At 46.4% G+C, this 17,101-nt stretch carries 16 protein-coding genes and 1 riboswitch; of the genes, 6 read left to right on the forward strand and 10 right to left on the reverse strand.

Annotated features, from left to right (window positions below; all coding sequences use genetic code 11):
- Positions 1-49 precede the first annotated feature (49 nt).
- The 3 genes from NI465_RS03740 to xerD form a co-directional block, all read right to left on the reverse strand.
- Positions 50-1,357, reverse strand: a complete 1,308-nt coding sequence (locus NI465_RS03740; RefSeq protein WP_148334362.1) for a homoserine dehydrogenase — start codon at positions 1,355-1,357, stop codon at positions 50-52.
- A gap of 127 nt (positions 1,358-1,484) precedes the next feature.
- Positions 1,485-2,294 carry a DsbC family protein gene (locus NI465_RS03745; RefSeq protein ID WP_005108457.1) on the reverse strand — a complete coding sequence of 270 codons (810 nt, stop codon included), beginning with the start codon at positions 2,292-2,294 and terminating at the stop codon, positions 1,485-1,487.
- Positions 2,295-2,393: 99 nt separating this feature from the next.
- Positions 2,394-3,311 carry a site-specific tyrosine recombinase XerD gene (gene xerD / locus NI465_RS03750; protein ID WP_253144361.1) on the reverse strand — a complete coding sequence of 306 codons (918 nt, stop codon included), beginning with the start codon at positions 3,309-3,311 and terminating at the stop codon, positions 2,394-2,396.
- A gap of 174 nt (positions 3,312-3,485) precedes the next feature.
- Between xerD and NI465_RS03755 the strand changes: the two genes are divergently transcribed.
- The 5 genes from NI465_RS03755 to ftsW all read left to right on the forward strand — a co-directional run bounded on the left by NI465_RS03755 (position 3,486) and on the right by ftsW (position 8,636).
- The gene (locus tag NI465_RS03755; protein WP_004281065.1) at positions 3,486-3,746 is read left to right on the forward strand and encodes a FeoA family protein; all 261 of its coding nucleotides are present in this window, start codon (positions 3,486-3,488) and stop codon (positions 3,744-3,746) included.
- Complete coding sequence (feoB, locus tag NI465_RS03760; RefSeq protein WP_180086773.1) at positions 3,743-5,599, forward strand: ferrous iron transporter B; 1,857 nt, start codon at positions 3,743-3,745, stop codon at positions 5,597-5,599. The genes NI465_RS03755 and feoB overlap by 4 nt, the downstream gene beginning before the upstream one ends.
- A 59-nt stretch (positions 5,600-5,658) precedes the next feature.
- Positions 5,659-5,910 (forward strand): DUF6587 family protein, encoded by a 252-nt coding sequence (locus tag NI465_RS03765; RefSeq protein WP_180086774.1) that lies wholly within the window; start codon positions 5,659-5,661, stop codon positions 5,908-5,910.
- A 162-nt stretch (positions 5,911-6,072) separates the two neighbouring features.
- Entirely contained in the window at positions 6,073-7,419 is a 1,347-nt protein-coding gene (murD, locus tag NI465_RS03770; protein ID WP_253144364.1) for a UDP-N-acetylmuramoyl-L-alanine--D-glutamate ligase, read from the forward strand.
- Between the two features lie 20 nt (positions 7,420-7,439).
- Entirely contained in the window at positions 7,440-8,636 is a 1,197-nt protein-coding gene (ftsW, locus tag NI465_RS03775; protein WP_004281069.1) for a putative lipid II flippase FtsW, read from the forward strand.
- Here the strand turns inward: ftsW and NI465_RS03780 are convergent.
- The 7 genes from NI465_RS03780 to NI465_RS03810 all read right to left on the reverse strand — a co-directional run bounded on the left by NI465_RS03780 (position 8,625) and on the right by NI465_RS03810 (position 15,381).
- Positions 8,625-8,885, reverse strand: a complete 261-nt coding sequence (locus NI465_RS03780; RefSeq protein ID WP_004281070.1) for a zinc ribbon domain-containing protein — start codon at positions 8,883-8,885, stop codon at positions 8,625-8,627. The genes ftsW and NI465_RS03780 overlap by 12 nt on opposite strands.
- A 57-nt stretch (positions 8,886-8,942) precedes the next feature.
- Positions 8,943-9,863 (reverse strand): tRNA glutamyl-Q(34) synthetase GluQRS, encoded by a 921-nt coding sequence (gene gluQRS / locus NI465_RS03785; RefSeq protein ID WP_004281071.1) that lies wholly within the window; start codon positions 9,861-9,863, stop codon positions 8,943-8,945.
- A gap of 2 nt (positions 9,864-9,865) precedes the next feature.
- Positions 9,866-10,393, reverse strand: coding sequence for an RNA polymerase-binding protein DksA (dksA, locus tag NI465_RS03790; RefSeq protein WP_004281072.1), 528 nt, complete (start codon positions 10,391-10,393; stop codon positions 9,866-9,868).
- Positions 10,394-10,603: 210 nt separating this feature from the next.
- Positions 10,604-11,416 (reverse strand): 3',5'-cyclic-AMP phosphodiesterase, encoded by an 813-nt coding sequence (gene cpdA, locus NI465_RS03795; RefSeq protein ID WP_253144366.1) that lies wholly within the window; start codon positions 11,414-11,416, stop codon positions 10,604-10,606.
- Entirely contained in the window at positions 11,413-12,048 is a 636-nt protein-coding gene (locus NI465_RS03800; protein ID WP_253144368.1) for an NUDIX domain-containing protein, read from the reverse strand. Before NI465_RS03800 ends, cpdA begins: the two co-directional genes overlap by 4 nt.
- A 76-nt stretch (positions 12,049-12,124) precedes the next feature.
- Positions 12,125-14,020: a phosphomethylpyrimidine synthase ThiC gene (thiC, locus tag NI465_RS03805; protein WP_253144370.1), complete on the reverse strand. Its 1,896-nt coding sequence runs from the start codon at positions 14,018-14,020 to the stop codon at positions 12,125-12,127.
- A gap of 88 nt (positions 14,021-14,108) precedes the next feature.
- Positions 14,109-14,241, reverse strand: a riboswitch (TPP riboswitch).
- 108 nt (positions 14,242-14,349) lie between these two features.
- Complete coding sequence (locus NI465_RS03810; protein WP_148334357.1) at positions 14,350-15,381, reverse strand: hypothetical protein; 1,032 nt, start codon at positions 15,379-15,381, stop codon at positions 14,350-14,352.
- Positions 15,382-15,673: 292 nt separating this feature from the next.
- Between NI465_RS03810 and abuO the strand changes: the two genes are divergently transcribed.
- Positions 15,674-17,035, forward strand: coding sequence for a multidrug efflux outer membrane protein AbuO (gene abuO / locus NI465_RS03815; protein ID WP_253144372.1), 1,362 nt, complete (start codon positions 15,674-15,676; stop codon positions 17,033-17,035).
- The last annotated feature ends 66 nt before the right edge of the window (positions 17,036-17,101 follow it).

A 17,101-nucleotide genomic window follows, 5' to 3' on the forward strand; every position in this document is an offset into this window, starting at 1 on the left:
TTCCAATTGTGTGTAGAGCTTGGCTAGGGGAATCCTCCCCTCAACCCGATTAATTATCAAGCGATTCTAAACGAATTCGTACAATTTCGCCATGAATGACGGGTAATGCTTGAATTTGTGAAAGCGCTGCATCCATTTTTGATTCGACGATAGGATCGGTCAGAATCACGATAGGAATAAGGTCTTTGGATAAACGCGGTTGCTGCATGATCGCATCAATACTGATACCGGCACGACTGAGAATTGTGGTGACATCGGCAAGCACGCCCATCTGATCTTCGGCATTAATACGGATGTAATAGCCGGTGGTCATTTGTTCACGACTCAAGATCGGTAAATCACTGAGCGCTTCAAAAGCCAGTTGCGGAATGGTGCCTGCGCCGTCTTCTGTGTAAATAATGTCACGGACAATATCAACCACATCGGCAACAACCGCAGAAGCCGTTGGTCCCGCACCCGCGCCAGCACCATAGTACAGTGTTGGGCCAACCGCATTCGCTTGTACCAGAACCGCATTTTTCACGCCGTTAACATTGGCAATCAGCTGGTCATCTGGAATCAGGGTCGGGTGTACACGGAGTTCAATCCCGGCATCGGTACGGCGTGCAATACCCAGGTGTTTAATCCGGAAACCGAGGTCTTCGGCATATTTCACGTCTTGTGCAGTGACTTTGCCAATGCCTTCAGTAAAGACTTTGTCAAACTGTAGCGGAATACCAAAGGCACATGAGGCCAGAATGGTGAGCTTGTGCGCAGCATCAATACCTTCCACATCAAAAGTTGGATCGGCTTCGGCATAACCCAGTTCTTGAGCCTCTTTCAGCACATCTTCAAAAGCACGGCCTTTTTCACGCATTTCACTGAGAATGAAGTTACCCGTACCGTTAATAATACCGGCCAGCCATTCAATCTTGTTGGCTGCCAGACCTTCACGAATCACTTTAATAATCGGAATGCCACCAGCCACTGCGGCTTCATAGGCAATCTGTACGGCATTGTCTTCAGCCGCTTTAAACAGTTCGTTGCCGTGTTCAGCCAAGAGTGCTTTGTTGGCCGTTACAATATGTTTGCCATGTTTCATGGCTTCCATAATAATTTCAAAAGCAGGATGAATTCCGCCCATGACTTCCACCACGACGTCTACATCAGGTTGACGTACGATGTCCATCAAGTCGGCACTTTGTTTGACCGATTCTGGCAGATCCAGATCAGGACGTGGACGACGGGTGCCTACATGGGTAATTTCAATTTCACGACCGGTGCGACGTTTGATCTCAGCAGCATTTTCTTTTAATAGTTTCAAGGCACCACCACCTACAGTACCAAGACCGAGGATTGCCAGACGAACTGGTTTCACGTCACACTCCAAATATAAACAGTTTTTTACAAGAGCCTAGATCATAGCTAAAAAACCCGCCTGACTCTAGGGTCATTTCAGAATATCTTTATCTATAAAATAAAGTTAAATAACTTATTAAAATGAGTTATTTAAGCCGATTCAATAATTCCGATGTAGACATATAACCACCTAGATAAGTACCTGCTGAATTATAAATGGCAGGGGTACCATTCACACCCATATTTAGACCCATTTGATATTGATCTTGAACAGGATTTTCACACTTCTCTGCACTAATCTGTGCACCCGCAATCGCCTGGTTAAAGGCACTACGGCGGTCGGCACTGCACCAGATCGCTTCCATGGCTGGCATATGCTGTTCACCACGCGGCCAGGCGATATAACGCACTTCAATGCCTTTGGCATTCATCTCATCCATTTGCTCATGGAATTTATGGCAATACGGACAGCTGACATCGGTAAACACATAAACCACATGCTTGGCTTTGCCTTTAGCTGGATAGACCAGCAAGTCTGCTGGCTTGAGTTCAGCAAAGAGTTTATTGTTGATGCCTGCCTGCAGGTTTTCGCTGACATTGTGTAGCTGTTTGTCGCCGAGACGGATCACATCGCCCTGAATCAGATATTTACCGTCACTGGTGACATAGACCGCAGACATGCCTTCCAGACTCACCCAGTACAGGTTCGGCACTTCAGTGGCTTTAATGTCGGTAATTTTGGCACTGATGCCAGCGGTTTTGAAATGCTTTTCCAACGTAGACGCCAGACGCTGTTCTGCATTGCGTTCGGTCAGGGTAGAGGCTTCGCCCGTCGCAGGTGCGCTTGCAGTCAACTCTTGCTTTTTATCGTTGTTAGTGGAATTGGAACACGCAGTCAGACCCAAACCAGCAGCAAGTGTGCAAGCCATAAAAATTTTTGAGCGGGCAAATGTCATAAAAAACCCTTTTCTTCTTGGATTAAAAACAGAGTATTAGCATAACAAAAAAAAATACCCACACGTCAAACTTCTCAGTTTATTCCATCCGGATATGTTTTAAGCACGTGGATGATGGGTGGCATGCAGCTGTTGCATCCGTACCTGTGCCACATGGGTATAAATCTGGGTGGTAGACAGATCACTATGCCCGAGCAACATCTGCACTACGCGTAAGTCTGCGCCATGATTGAGTAAATGTGTCGCAAAGGCATGACGTAAGGTATGCGGTGACAGTTCGGACTGAATGCCGGCCTGCAGCGCATAACGCTTAATCGCATACCAGAAATTCTGCCGGCTCATGATGCCGCCATGCTGGGTCAGAAACAGATGATCGGTCGAAGTCTTATACAGTTGCGGACGGGCTTCGTTCAGATATTTTTCTACCCATTCACAAGCCATTTGTCCCATCGGAACCAGGCGTTCTTTATTGCCCTTACCGACGATACGTAAATACCCCTGTTTTAAGTTGATCAGTTCCAGACGTAAGTTAATCAGTTCGGTCACCCGGAGTCCGCAGGCATACAGCACTTCGAACATGGCTCGATCACGCAGTCCTAATGCCGTGTTGATATTAGGGGCATGAATTAAGGCTTCGACATCTGCTTCGGAGAGATCTTTGGGTAAGGCCCGGCCCAGTTTTGGGGTTTTATGTGCAGCCACCGGATTGTCACTACGCAGTTTTTGCTCGCGCAGAAATTTATAAAATGAACGCAAGGCAGACAGGCAGCGGGCAATCGAACGTGGACTTTTTTGCTGTTTGGTCAGTGTAATCAGCACATCGGAAATATCATCATGATTCCATTCCGGCAGAGGCTTGCTCAGGCATTCTGCACATTGCACCAGGTCGGACAAATAGGCATTGCGGGTATGCGGGCTGACCGTTTGTGCAATCAGATAATCACGAAAACCCTGTAAATAACTGAACGCATCAGGAATCTGGACAGGGGCAGGAATACGGGGTTTTTTATTCAGCATAAGGTGAAAGGATCTGATCTGAAAAAGCGATAATCGGGATTGGTATTCTCCACTGTAGTTTAATTTTATGACGGTGTCGATGTGGTATAAGGCTAAATCGAAATGTAATTAATCTTATTTGTTAATTATTCTCATTTGTTTGTATACTGTACAAAATAGTTTAGGAATTTCACGGTGCGTTTGTCTGATTTAAAAGCAAAACAAATTGCCATCATTCGAAAAGTGAGTCGAACAACTGATGGTGAAAGTGCTCTACACGATGTCGTCGCGAGTCGTTTGGAAACTTTAGGCTTTGTACCAGGTACAAAGGTACAGGTCATTACTAAAGGTATTTTTGGTGGAGATCCCATTTTGATTCAAGTTGGATTCACACGTTTTGCTTTGCGTAAATCAGAAGCAGCCAAAATTGAAATTGAACAGGCGGTGTCGGCATGAGTGATACATTACGTATTGCCCTTGTCGGTAACCCTAACTGCGGTAAAACTTCATTATTCAACCACTTAACCGGAACACGCCAAAAAGTCGGTAACTATGCGGGTGTGACGGTTGAACGTAAAGTCGGTACATTTCAGCTTGCCTCAGGCAAAGCGGTACGGGTACTGGATTTGCCGGGAACTTATAGTCTGGATGCAACCAGTCCAGATGAAGAAATCACCCGCAACGTCGTACAAGGTAAAATCGCGGAAGAGCAAGAGCAGGATGCATTTTTGTGTGTGGTAGATGCCACCAATCTGAAATTGCATTTGGGTCTGGTGCTGGAAATGATTCAGCTGGGTCGTCCGGTGCTGGTTGTGCTGAACATGATGGATGAAGCACGCCGTCGTGGCATGCAGATCAATACCCAGAAGCTGTCTGAGCGACTGGGCGTACCTGTGGTAGAAACGGTGGCTGTGCGCAATTCAGGGATTGAAAACCTGAAAAATGCGCTAGATCAAGGCAAGTATTCTTTACCACAGACCGAACTCAGCGGCTTGAAAGGTGACAGTTACCAGCGCGTGGAAAATATTCTGAATGACGTGGTCAATTTCGTCGATCAGGAAGATAAACGTACCGACTTCCTCGACAAGATTTTTCTACATCCGGTATTGGGTTTACTCAGCTTAGCCGTAATGATGTTCGTGATTTTCCAGGCGGTATTTGCCTGGGCTGCGCCGTTTATGGATGGGATTGAAACCTTCTTCGGCTGGCTGGGTGAGTTCCTCGGCGAATATATTTCGCACCCATTACTGAATAGTCTGGTGGTAGATGGGATTATTGCCGGTGCAGGCGGAGTAGTCGTATTCCTGCCACAAATTCTGATTCTGTTCTTCTTTATTCTGGTACTGGAAGAATCGGGTTATTTACCGCGTGCAGCCTTCTTGCTCGATAAACTGATGTTTAAAGCCGGTTTATCAGGACGTGCCTTTATTCCGTTATTGTCCAGCTTTGCCTGTGCCATTCCCGGCATCATGGCATCGCGGACCATCAGTGATCCACGAGATCGTTTAACCACGATTTTTGTTGCACCTTTAATGACCTGTTCGGCGCGTTTGCCAGTTTATGCCTTGCTAATTGCGGCATTTGTACCCGCACAAACTGTCTGGGGTTTCCTGAATCTGCAAGGTCTGGTGCTTTTCGGTCTTTATATGGCAGGTATCGTAAGTGCCTTGCTGGTGTCTTTTGTGTTGAAATTCTTCCACAAAGATAAATCACAGCACATGCTGCTGATGGAACTGCCAAGCTACCGTTTTCCGGACTTGAAGAACGTTTGGATCGGCTTATTGGATCGCGGCAAAATCTTCTTGAAACGTGTCGGCGGCATCATCTTCGCCTTATCGATTGTGCTGTGGTTCCTGTGTACGTTCCCGCAGCCACCAGAAGGCGCAACCCTGCCGGCCATTGATTATTCATTGGCAGGGATGCTCGGTCATCTGATGCAACCGATCTTTGCACCCCTCGGTTTTAACTGGCAGATCTGTATTGCCCTGATTCCGGCGATGGCAGCGCGTGAAGTGGTCGTTGCAGCACTGGGCACAGTCTATGCGATGTCGGCAGTTGATGAAGATGCGATGTCTGAAGGTCTGGCTGCGCTGATCAGCGGTGGAGGTGATCTGGGCTGGTCAGTTGCGACAGGTTTGTCTTTGCTGGTGTGGTTTATTTATGCACCACATTGTCTAGCGACTCTGGCAACGGTTAAACGTGAAACCGGTTCCTGGAAAACTGTCAGTATCATGACCATTTACCTGTTTGGTCTGGCATATTTCATGTCATTCCTGACTTATCAAATTGCTTCATATTATTTGGGCTAAATCTCAGTTTGGCCTTGGCCAATTGAGTGTGCTGCATTGTATATGTATGGGAGATTGAGATGATTGAAATTCTAATTGTGACAGCACTGGTGCTTTGGAGCATGCTGGTAGTATTCAAAAAGGTGTTTCCGAACACCTCTAACTCAGTCTTCCAGAAGCTGTCTGATGCCTGTGCAGCCAAGGGCTGGAAGCGTCTGGCCAAATGGCTGCAACCGGGTATGGCTGCAGGCTGTGGTGGCAACTGTGCCTGTCCGGTTTCAGAAAAAAGTTCAGAAGAAAAGCCAGCCCAACAAGCGGTGAAATGGAAATAATTTCCTTTTCTGGCTGAATTTTAAAAACCGTCATGATCATGACGGTTTTTTTACGCATGGACACAAAAAAAATGTGCAGAAAAGCCAATCAGAAAAGGCATTCAAAACAGCAAAGTGCTACCATTTCGTCAGTTTCAAAATAGACCAAAATATGGGGCGAAAATGTTAATACAACGTGGTGGGTTAAAAGTCGTTGCAGGACTCGGAATATCAGGTGTTGCAGCAGTCAATTTCTTGCATAGTCAGGGCTACCGCGTTGCAGTAACAGATTCTAGAGCTAACCCGCCAGGGCATGAGCAGATACCCGCTGAAGTTCAGACCAGTTTCGGTCAGTTTGATGCCGAGCTGTTGTTGTCTGCGGAAGAAATCGTGATCAGCCCAGGACTTGATCCTAAACTTCCTGAAATTCAGGCAGCCATCAACAAGGGCATTCCAGTAGTCAGTGAAATCCAGATTTTACGCCGTGCTACAGACAAGCCAATCGTAGCAATTACCGGTTCTAATGCCAAAAGTACCGTGACGACCTTGATTGGCTTGATGGCAGCGGATGCAGGTAAAAAAGTCGCTATCGGTGGTAACTTAGGTCGTCCTGCGCTAGACCTGACTAAAGACGATCCTGAGCTGTATATACTCGAGCTGTCCAGTTTTCAGCTGGAAACCACCTCAAATCTGGCGGCTGAAGTCGCGGTGGTGTTGAACATGAGTGAAGATCATCTGGATCGTCATGGCGATATGATGGGTTATCACACGGCGAAACACCGGATTTTCCAGGGTGTAAAAAAAGTCGTCTATAACCGTGATGACTCTTTGACCCGTCCTCTGGTGCCAGACGTAACACCGATACAAAGCTTTGGTCTAAATGCACCGGATATGAACCAGTACGGTATTCTCAAGGATACGGATGGCAGCATCTGGCTGGCGCGTGGTCGTGAGCGTCTGCTGAAAAGTACCGAGATGTATATGCAGGGCACGCATAATGTTGCCAATGCCTTAGCCTGTCTGGCGCTGGGTGAAGCGATTGGCCTGCCACTGGAAAGCATGTTGAATACCTTAAAGACCTTTAAAGGTCTGGAACATCGCTGTGAATTCGTTAAAGAAGTGCAAGGCGTACGTTATTATAACGACTCCAAAGGTACCAATATCGGCGCAACCTTGGCAGCACTGGACGGTCTCGGCATGGCCATTGAAGCCCAAGGCGGTAAAGTCGCGATTATTCTCGGTGGTCAGGGCAAAGGGCAGGACTTTAAAGCCTTGCGTGAATCATTAAGCAAATATGCCAAAGTAGCGGTATTAATCGGTGAAGATCGTCCCGTCATTGAAGCAGCGATTGCGGGTACGACTGAACTGATTCATGCGGACAGCTTGCAGCAGGCAGTAGAAATCTGCCAAAAGCACACTCAGGCACATGATGTCGTGCTATTGTCTCCTGCATGCGCAAGTTTTGATATGTTCTCGGGTTATCCTGAGCGTGGTCGCAAGTTTGTTGCGTATGTGAATGAACTCAATTAAGAATAACAAGGATTCGTGATATGGCTGGGTTTGCTCAGACTACGATCAATAAATTAAATCAATTTTATACGCAGTGGATACCTAGAATACCTGCTGAAGTGAATCCACGGAATGTATTGATTTTCTGTGTGTTGGCTTTGCTCTGCATTGGTTCGATCATGGTGGCATCGGCCTCGATGCCCTATGCAGAACGTATGCATGAAAATCCGTTTCACTATATTAGCCGACATGGGATTTCGATTTTTGTCGCTGCCGTAGCAGCTTTTCTGGCTTATAAAATCCCCTTAAAAGTCTGGTTTAATAACACTTTCTTTTTGTGGATTATTACCATCGTACTTTTGGTGGCCGTGCTATTTGTCGGGACGGAAGTCAATGGTTCCAAACGCTGGATTCGGATCGCAGGCTTTACCTTACAGGCTTCGGAAGTCGCCAAAGTGATGATGGCAATTTTTACTGCAGACTACGTGGTGCGCCGTGCGGAAGAAGTACGGAATAATATCAAGGGTCTGGTCCGTTTAAGTGCCATCATGGGTGCTACCGTCGGTTTGATTATTCTCGAGCCTGACTTGGGTGCAACCGTGGTAATTACCTTAACCATGCTTGGCGTGTTCTTTCTGGCGGGTGCGCCGTGGATTCAGTTCGGTGTGGCTTTTATGACCTTGGTCGGCGCATTTGCTGCCGCGATTCTGTTGGAACCGTATCGTCTGCAACGTCTGCTGTCTTTTTCGAATCCTTGGGAAGATCCCTTAGGCACCGGTTATCAGCTCTCTAATGCCCTTATGGCCTTTGGCCGTGGGGAATGGGCAGGGGTAGGCTTGGGGCATAGTATCCAGAAAATGTCTTATTTGCCTGAGGCGCATACCGATTTCATGCTGGCAATTTTGGGTGAAGAATTTGGCTTTTTAGGCATTTCAACCATCCTGATCTTGTCCTTCACCATGCTGGTTTGCTGTATCCGCATTGGACACCGCGCCTTGCAGCATCAATATTTGCGTGCCGGCTATCTGGCTTATGGCATCAGTATCATTTTCCTGTTACAGATTCTGGTGAATGCCGGTATGAATATGGGCATGTTGCCGACCAAGGGTTTGACCTTGCCATTTATTAGTTATGGCGGTTCATCCCTGATTATCTGTGCGGTCATGATCAGTCTGATTCTGAAAATTGATTCGACCACGCGTCAGGTCAATCCAAGCCGCGAAGAATCAAGCTTCTAGATTGGAGTTTCGTCCTGGCTCTGGCTGAGCATGGTCCAGTACCGTGCTCGGCATTGCGGTTCCACAATTGGAACAGGTCACAAAAGCAGATTTAGGCTTGGAAAGTGGAATCAAGGGTATAAAAAATAAAGAAAAATAATTACGCTGCTGTTTTAGCTCATAGCCCGAACGGGTACGGCAGACCGGACACAGAAACTGGCTTTTCTCAATGGTTTTGGTTTTAGGGCCGACGCCAAAAATAAAAAACATACTCTTCTTCCTATCAATTTTTCATTCTAGAAGTCTAGCTTAAGTGAAAAGCTGTTTTTATAAATAGTGACCTTGTAGCTCAGTTGTATGTGGAATCCGCTCAATGTCCCATTGTACTACCGCCTGTTGCAGCATCCGATCGGGAGTGTCCAAATCAACTTCAGCCTGATGCAAAGCCTGAAGTGCCTGTTTTAATAATTGGGGTGCCTGAGTTAAATCCAGTGCTTGGGCCAGATTCTGTTTTGACAGTTTTTGCCCCTGATCATTCATTGCCAGCGGTAGATGCATATAGCTCAGACGCGGATAACCGAGTAACTGTCCCAGATAGATTTGCCGTTCGGTATTATCTAAAAGATCAGCTCCACGTACCGCATGAGTCATACCTTGCAGATAGTCATCGACTACTACAGCCAGCTGGTAATTCATAATGCCGTCACGACGTTTTAAGACAAAATCGCCCAGATCTTTTTTCAGTTCTGAACAGTGCTGACCTTGCAGCCGGTCTTCAAAACAGATTTCAACATCTTCAACTTTTAAACGGATGGCCTGATGCTCAAAAGCCAGACCCAAGTTGCGGCAGGTATCCTGATAGATATGGTTGGAACCGAGCATTTTACGGGTACATTGACAGGCATAGACTAGGTCTTGCTGACGTAATTGCTGGATGACGTCTTCGTAAATATCTAAACGGTCTTTCTGGAAAATGATTTCGGCATCAGGTTCAAGCTGAAAGGCATCCATGGCACGCAGGATATGCTCTTCGCTGCCGGGATAAATGCGGGGAATATCGGTGTCTTCAATCCGGACCAGCCATGTGCCTTGATTGGCTTTGGCATCGCAGTAACTGGCAACTGCGGTAATGAGGGAGCCAAAATGCAAAGGGCCGGTTGGCGATGGCGCGAACCGGCCCACATAAGCCATCCTGTTGTCCCCCTCCTTTTTTAAAGGAGGGGTTAGGGGAGGATTATTTACAGACATACTTAACCGTTATTTTGCTTCTCTTTGATCTCTGCAAGGGTTTTGCAGTCAATACATAAAGTAGCCGTTGGACGTGCTTCTAAACGACGCAAGCCAATCTCGATACCACAAGTTTCACAGAAACCATAGTCATCATTCTGGATTGCTTCGATCGACTGTTCGATTTTACGAATCAGTTTACGTTCACGGTCACGGGTACGTAACTCAATCGCAAACTCTTCTTCCTGAGTCGCACGGTCATTCACATCTGGAAGAGCAGTATTTTCGTCTTGCATCGTATTCAGGGTACGATCCACTTCTGACATCAACTCAGCTTTCCAAGCCAGCAAGATTTGGCGGAAATGCTGAAGCTGACCTTCAGACATGTATTCTTCATTTTTTTTAGGTTGATAAGGTTCAATACCAAATAAGCTAGCAGTAGAACCACCGTCAGTCGTTTTAGGCTTAGATTTGCGTACGCGCTTTGCAGCTTTCTCTTCTACAACATCAGTTTGATTGTCTAAGACTTGATTTTGGTTGTCATTCGCCATTTAGGGCATTCCTCATCTATGCGTATGATTGCTACGCAAAAAATATGGTGATATGCAGTTTTTTATCCACCCTGTAGAAAGATTATCCTCCTATGGGGGCCGTCATCATATAGACTTTTTATGCTTATTGATAGTCTTTGATGTCTGGACTATGCATATCACATTTCCTTTGGTTGCAATAAAGTAATGCAAAAAAAACAAATTGAAAAGTTAATAACCTGAAATTTCGGTATTAATATTTTGCTGGCTCAATGCCACCCGTTCAATATAGGTATCAAACTCACCATTTTGTTGCAAATGTAATACACGATAACCTGGTGCCGCCTGATCTAGCGCGAAATCTTCACTTTTAGGTTTAAACTGCACACTGGTCGATGGCGTGGATAAAAAGTAGATGCCATGCCATTCGTTGCAGGAATCCTGATGCACATGACCAAACAGAACCAGCTTGATATTATGATGCCGAGCCAGTACATCTTTTAAATCTTCAGCATTTTTCAGCCGGTGCTGATCAATCCAGTACGATTTCATCGCAAAAGGATGATGATGGCAAGCGACAATGACATGCTGATGCTTAAATTCAAGCAATAATTGGTCCAATTGATCGAGTTGAGCTTGTTCCACCCAGCCATCGATCTTGCCTTGAACGGCACTATTTAACAGGATCATGGTCCAGGTGCCAAAATGAATGGCATGTACCTGATTCACGTTCTGGTGAAAAGGGAACACCCGAATGTCATCATGGTTACCTGGAATCTGATAATGCGGCACGTTTAAAGACTGAATATATTCCAAATATCGCTGATAAGTCTGTTCGACCGGCACCTGCGCCAGATCACCAGTATGAATCAGTGCATCCATTTGGGGAAAGCGCTGTTGGATCTGCTGCATCACCTCGTGAAAACTCTGCTCGGGATTCATCCGGGCAAATTCCAGCTCTTCCCGATCCATCAAATGGGTATCAGAAATCTGGATAATGGTCCAATCTGGCTGTGTGTTTATGCTTGACTGCTGAAAACTCATGTCTTTCCCCTTAGACATATTCCTGCAGTATGAATATGTTGTTGCAACCATTGCAAGGCCATAATGACAGGTGCATTTCTTAAGCGACCATTCGTGAGCAAGGACGGAATATCAGCATAATCCAGAATATGCAGCTGGATATTTTCACCTTCATCCGGCATGCCAAAAATACCGCCCTGTTCAGGCAATTCGGTCTGCGCCACATATAAATGAAATAATTCGGAACATGCCCCGGCGGACGGATAGAAGCTGAAAATGTGCTGCAGCTCATCCAGGGTACAGCCTGATTCTTCGAGTGCTTCGCGACGGATGCATGTTTCAGGCGCTTCATCGCTATCCAGAACGCCAGCAATTACTTCGAGTTGCCAAGGAGAGTCGATATCATCCAGTCCGCCAATCCGGAACTGTTCGATCAGGCCGAATTTCTGCTGTTGATGATTGTACATCAGCACACCCGCTGCTTCTGGCCGATGAATCAGCTCACGTTGCAAAATAGGGGTTGAGCTTTCCTGATTAAATAAACGGTGTTTCAGGCTGACTTTTTCTACCTGAATAAATCCCTGGTACAAGAACTCACGTGCCTCTACGCTAAAGTCTTTTTTATTATAAGAGGCCTGTTTAATAATATTCATATGCTCAGATAGAATGAATTGATTTATTTTCATCCTATCTGAGTTTTTTTTGAAGACAACTGTTTTTTTTACAGTTTTATAGTTTGTGGTATAAATTTTGACCAGAGTTGTGGAAGCTGGCTTTCATCTGATTCATGCCGGCTTCAATTTCGGCCTGAGAGCTTGCCGGCTGATCAGGATTGGCCTGTTGACTGGCATAATCACGAACATTCTGGCTAATCTTCATTGAACAGAACTTTGGTCCGCACATGGAACAAAAGTGCGCAGATTTATGCGCGGCTTTCGGCATGGTTTCATCATGCATGCTGCGCGCCGTGTCCGGATCCAGACTCAAGTTAAACTGGTCTTCCCAGCGGAACTCAAAACGCGCCTTGGACAGGGCATTATCCCGGGCCTGTGCTCCCGGATGACCTTTGGCCAGATCGGCTGCATGTGCGGCAATCTTGTAGGTAATAATGCCGTCTTTGACATCTTTTTTATTGGGTAAACCGAGATGCTCCTTAGGGGTGACATAACACAGCATCGCGGTACCATACCAGCCAATCATTGCTGCGCCGATTGCTGAAGTAATGTGGTCATAACCCGGTGCAATATCCGTGGTTAAAGGCCCCAAGGTATAAAAGGGTGCTTCTTTACAGACTTCCAGTTGCAGGTCCATATTTTCCTTGATCATATGCATCGGGACATGCCCCGGACCTTCGATCATCACCTGAACATCATGCTCCCAGGCACGATGGGTCAGTTCGCCCAAAGTTCTGAGTTCGGCAAATTGTGCTTCGTCATTGGCATCCTGCACACAGCCTGGACGTAAGCCATCACCCAGACTGAACGATACGTCATAAGCTTTCATGATCTCGCAGATTTCATCGAAATGGGTATACAAGAAGTTTTCCTGATGATGTGCCAGACACCACTGCGCCATGATCGAACCGCCACGCGATACGATACCGGTCAAACGGTTGGCCGTCAGCGGTACATATCTTAAAAGCACGCCGGCATGAATGGTGAAATAGTCCACACCTTGTTCGGCTTGTTCAATCAGGGTGTCTTTAAAGATCTCCCAGCTCAGGTCTTCGGCCACACCATTGACTTTTTCCAGTGCCTGATAGATCGGTACGGTTCCAATTGGTACAGGAGAGTTGCGGATAATCCACTCCCGGGTTTCATGAATATTCTGGCCGGTCGAGAGGTCCATAATCGTATCTGCACCCCAACGTGTCGCCCAGGTCATTTTCGAGACTTCTTCTTCGATACTTGAACCGAGTGCAGAATTACCAATATTGGCATTGATTTTGACCAGAAAATTACGCCCGATGATCATCGGTTCCAGTTCCGGATGATTGATATTGGCCGGAATAATCGCGCGGCCGGCGGCGACTTCCTGACGCACAAATTCTGGCGTAATTTCAGTCAGGTTTTTTGCACCAAAATTCTGGCCCGGATGCTGGCGCATATCGACACCATCGAGTTGACGTAGGTTTTCACGAATGGCAATGTATTCCATTTCCGGTGTGATAATGCCTTGCTTGGCATAATGCATCTGGGTGATGTTGCGGCCGCATTTGGCTTTGCGTGGTTTTTGAATATGCGCGAAACGGATCGCAGCGGTACGGATATCGCGTAAACGCTGGCGGCCAAATTCAGAACTGAGCTGATCCAGAATTTCACTATCGTTGCGCTGCTCAATCCAGCTTTCACGAATATTCGGCAGACCTTTGTTCAGGTCAATCGTCACATCGGGGTCAGTATACACACCAGACGTGTCATAGACCATTAATGGCGGATTATGTTCACCGCCCAGACTGGTCGGGGTTTCACTTAAGGAAATCTCCCGCATCGGTACCTGAATATCAGGACGGGAGCCTTGCAGATAGACTTTACGTGAGGCAGGCAGAATTCGCGTTAAATCGCGTGCTTCCTGTTCATGAGCGGAGAGAGTGGTTTCAGAAGAAAGATTCGTTAACTGGTTCATGGCTATGATCCTTATGAATGACATCAACGAATCAAGCACGACCAAAAACGTAGGCAGATTTATCCTGAACAGATAAAGCAAGGGCTGGGTTTTTAGCTGGCTTGATTCCTACGCAGGTATTAACCTGATCAGGTTCAACGGTACTCATGCTCAATTCCTGATAATGATAAAAGGAATCACATGATCTCAGCGAGGCATTACTCGCGCTCCGTCAAGCGAGGCTAAAGCTTAGCTCAGTTTAGGCAGAATAAACAGGTCTAAATCGCTCAACTTTAAGCGAGGATTGATTTAGACATGGTCCTACTGATTGAAGGTGAAACTGATCCCAACTAGATACAGATGGCATCGGTAAAGCAGTCCTTATCGTATTTTTGTGAGGGCGGACTGATCTGGGCATAGTACAGAATCTGTTCTGCTTCCGAACGGTTTCTATAATCGGCAGGCAAGGTTTGCTGGCGCTGTTCCGGAGTCATGTCCAGAAATTCCAGAAACAGGCGTGCCTGTGTGGACAGCGTTGATTTCTGGCCACTCGACAGCCCGATAATGGTTTCCAGATGACTGGTATCCACGGCATAACGATCGTGATAATCTTCAGACACCGGCGATTGCTCGGTACCTCTAAATAGGAAATAGGTGTATTGCTTCAGCAGATATTCGGCATCGCGTTTATAACTACTATTCGGATAAGTCTTGAGATAGTCTTCCCAAAGCAGACTGCGGGCTGCAATATCAGCGGCTTCAATCTGCAGGCGTTTTTCCGTCAGCACCGGCTCCATATTCTGTTCCGCCAGATTTTCAATAAAGGCTTTTTCAGCGGCTGGTAAATAAGGGGCAAAAATACGCACCAGATATTCCGGGCTGCGGCGATAATGTAAAGTGCCATCACCCAGATCCAGCAGTTCTACATAAGCCTGCCCCTTGTGTTTTAACAGATACTGGTCACGTGAGGTGAGCTGTTGAAAATGCGCATGCTGAATGGTCGGATGCTGGGCCATTTCCAGTGCATACTGCTCAAAGGCGCGTTGCTGAAATTCGGTGCGATCTACCTTTAAAAAGCGCTGATACATTTCGGTAGAGCGTTGCATCAGGTGCTTCTGCTCCGCCAATTCCATCAACGGTAGGCACACTTTAAGATCCTGATTAATTTGTTCCAGCGCAAACGTCGTGCGCTGGTCATTAATCTGGGACATATTTTTTTCAATATTCTGGCACATGAGGCTAAAGTCACTGACTGGACTTTGCGTTTGCTTCGTCTCAGTCTGTTCGACCTGGATCTGTGGATCTGAAGGCTGTTGGCAGCCCCCAAGAAGCAGCACGCTACCAGCAAGCAAACAGGCTTTGAATATCGATGGGAATGGCATTAACACTATGCTTCAGGACTCTGTATATATAGGTGAATTCAGAAAATAACGGCCTTACTGGGAGATATTGTATAGATCAAACTAAAATACTATGTTTAGTATTGTGAATTGCTTTGTTACATTGCCGGTATTAGAGCCAGAAAATTGAATTAATGATGGATAAAAACTGATCTTTATATTAAAAAATTAATAAAAATCATACGTAAAAATTCAAGAGATCTCTTTAGTATGGCTGAGCTTAAAGTGCCAGAATTTTTTAATCTGAATGGCTGTTAGGGGTGAACACTATAAAATGAAATTAAAACTCAGTGTCATGGCCGGTTTATTGCTATTAATTAGTCCGGCGATTTTTGCCTTGGACTTAAAAGAAGCGTATGCGCGCGCCCAGCAAAATGATCCGAACTGGCAGGCGAATGTGTTGCAGTATCAGGCTGATCAGCTCAATCTGGGGATTGCCAGCGGCAATTTGCTGCCGACCGTGACTTTGTCTGGAAATGTGACCCGTAAAAACCAGTCCGTCAACAACTTACAGCCTGAAGGTTTGCCTGCTGAATTTGGTGAGTTGCAAAGTTCCAGTACAACCAGCCGTCAGGTGGCCTTAACCGCACGCCAACCTTTATTTCGCTGGGATGCCTGGCAAGGTTATAAGCAGGTCAAGACCTCGGTCGAACTCAGTGAAGTCAATCTGCGTCTGCAAAAACAGCAGCATATTTTACAGGTGGCCGAAGCCTATTTTAATGTCTTGCGGCAGCAGTCTTTGACTACGGCTTATTTACAGGAAGAGCAGGCGCTGTCTGAACAGTTACGCATGATGAATGCTAAGCTGAAAGAAGGTTTGGTGGCGCGTAGTGAGGTCAGTGAAGCCAATGCCCAGTATCAAAGTGCCCAAGCCAACCGGATTTCGACTCAAGTTCAGCTGGTACTGGCCCAAGAACAGCTGGCACAGTTAATCGGTCCTTATCAGGAAAATCTGGCGGTATTACGCAACGATTTTCAGTTTCAGAAACCGGTTCCAAGTGATATGCAGTCCTGGACTGAATTAGCACAAAGCCAGAATCTGAATATTCTGCAAGCGCGTCTGCAAAAGCGCTATTCTGAAGATGCCAAACGGGTCGAGCAGGCTGCGCTCTATCCGCAGGTCGAAGCGGTCGGAACCTATGGCTATTTAAAACAAAGTCCAGCCACGATCATGTCCAGCAATGGAGATTTCGACCAGATTGGGGTGGAAGTGAACTGGAATGTATTTAGCGGCGGACGCACACAAAAAAGTATCCGTCAGGCCGGTGTCAATGTGCAAAAAAGTGAAGCGCAACTGGATGCAGCCATCCGTAAAGCCAATACCGATGTGAAACAGTCCTTTATGCAGGTAGAAACCGATCAGGCCAAACTGAATGCACGTAAAGCCGCGATGGACTCTTCGGAAATTGTCTCACAAGCGTCCAGAGCCCAATATCAGGAAGGCTTAAAAACCATGGTCGATGTGTTGCTGGCACAGCGTAATGCCTTTTCTGCCAAGACCGATTATTTGAATGCCAAATATGATTATCTGTTGCATGTGCTGCAATTGCAGGCCTCGGTCGGGCAGTTAACCGAAAAGGAACTGGCAGAGCTGAATGCCTGGCTGATTGAATATGATTCGCCTCAGCCTCTATGAGGCTACTATTGTCATCAAACTTTCATCATAGATATGCTTTAATATGATTTATTATTGATCATTGTC

It is taken from the genome of Acinetobacter lwoffii, assembly GCF_024129855.1.
In the GTDB taxonomy this organism is placed as follows: domain Bacteria; phylum Pseudomonadota; class Gammaproteobacteria; order Pseudomonadales; family Moraxellaceae; genus Acinetobacter; species Acinetobacter lwoffii_L.

Coding starts and splice junctions, on each gene's coding strand:
- gluQRS (WP_004281071.1), bottom strand. CDS start 9,863: ATGTCTGTAAATAATCCTCCCCTAACCCCTCCTTTAAAAAAGGAGGGG.
- NI465_RS03810 (WP_148334357.1), bottom strand. CDS start 15,381: ATGCCATTCCCATCGATATTCAAAGCCTGTTTGCTTGCTGGTAGCGTG.
- NI465_RS03780 (WP_004281070.1), bottom strand. CDS start 8,885: ATGTTTTTTATTTTTGGCGTCGGCCCTAAAACCAAAACCATTGAGAAA.
- cpdA (WP_253144366.1), bottom strand. CDS start 11,416: ATGAGTTTTCAGCAGTCAAGCATAAACACACAGCCAGATTGGACCATT.
- NI465_RS03800 (WP_253144368.1), bottom strand. CDS start 12,048: ATGAATATTATTAAACAGGCCTCTTATAATAAAAAAGACTTTAGCGTA.
- NI465_RS03745 (WP_005108457.1), bottom strand. CDS start 2,294: ATGACATTTGCCCGCTCAAAAATTTTTATGGCTTGCACACTTGCTGCT.
- NI465_RS03765 (WP_180086774.1), top strand. CDS start 5,659: ATGATTGAAATTCTAATTGTGACAGCACTGGTGCTTTGGAGCATGCTG.
- feoB (WP_180086773.1), top strand. CDS start 3,743: ATGAGTGATACATTACGTATTGCCCTTGTCGGTAACCCTAACTGCGGT.
- dksA (WP_004281072.1), bottom strand. CDS start 10,393: ATGGCGAATGACAACCAAAATCAAGTCTTAGACAATCAAACTGATGTT.
- murD (WP_253144364.1), top strand. CDS start 6,073: ATGTTAATACAACGTGGTGGGTTAAAAGTCGTTGCAGGACTCGGAATA.
- ftsW (WP_004281069.1), top strand. CDS start 7,440: ATGGCTGGGTTTGCTCAGACTACGATCAATAAATTAAATCAATTTTAT.
- xerD (WP_253144361.1), bottom strand. CDS start 3,311: ATGCTGAATAAAAAACCCCGTATTCCTGCCCCTGTCCAGATTCCTGAT.
- thiC (WP_253144370.1), bottom strand. CDS start 14,020: ATGAACCAGTTAACGAATCTTTCTTCTGAAACCACTCTCTCCGCTCAT.
- abuO (WP_253144372.1), top strand. CDS start 15,674: ATGAAATTAAAACTCAGTGTCATGGCCGGTTTATTGCTATTAATTAGT.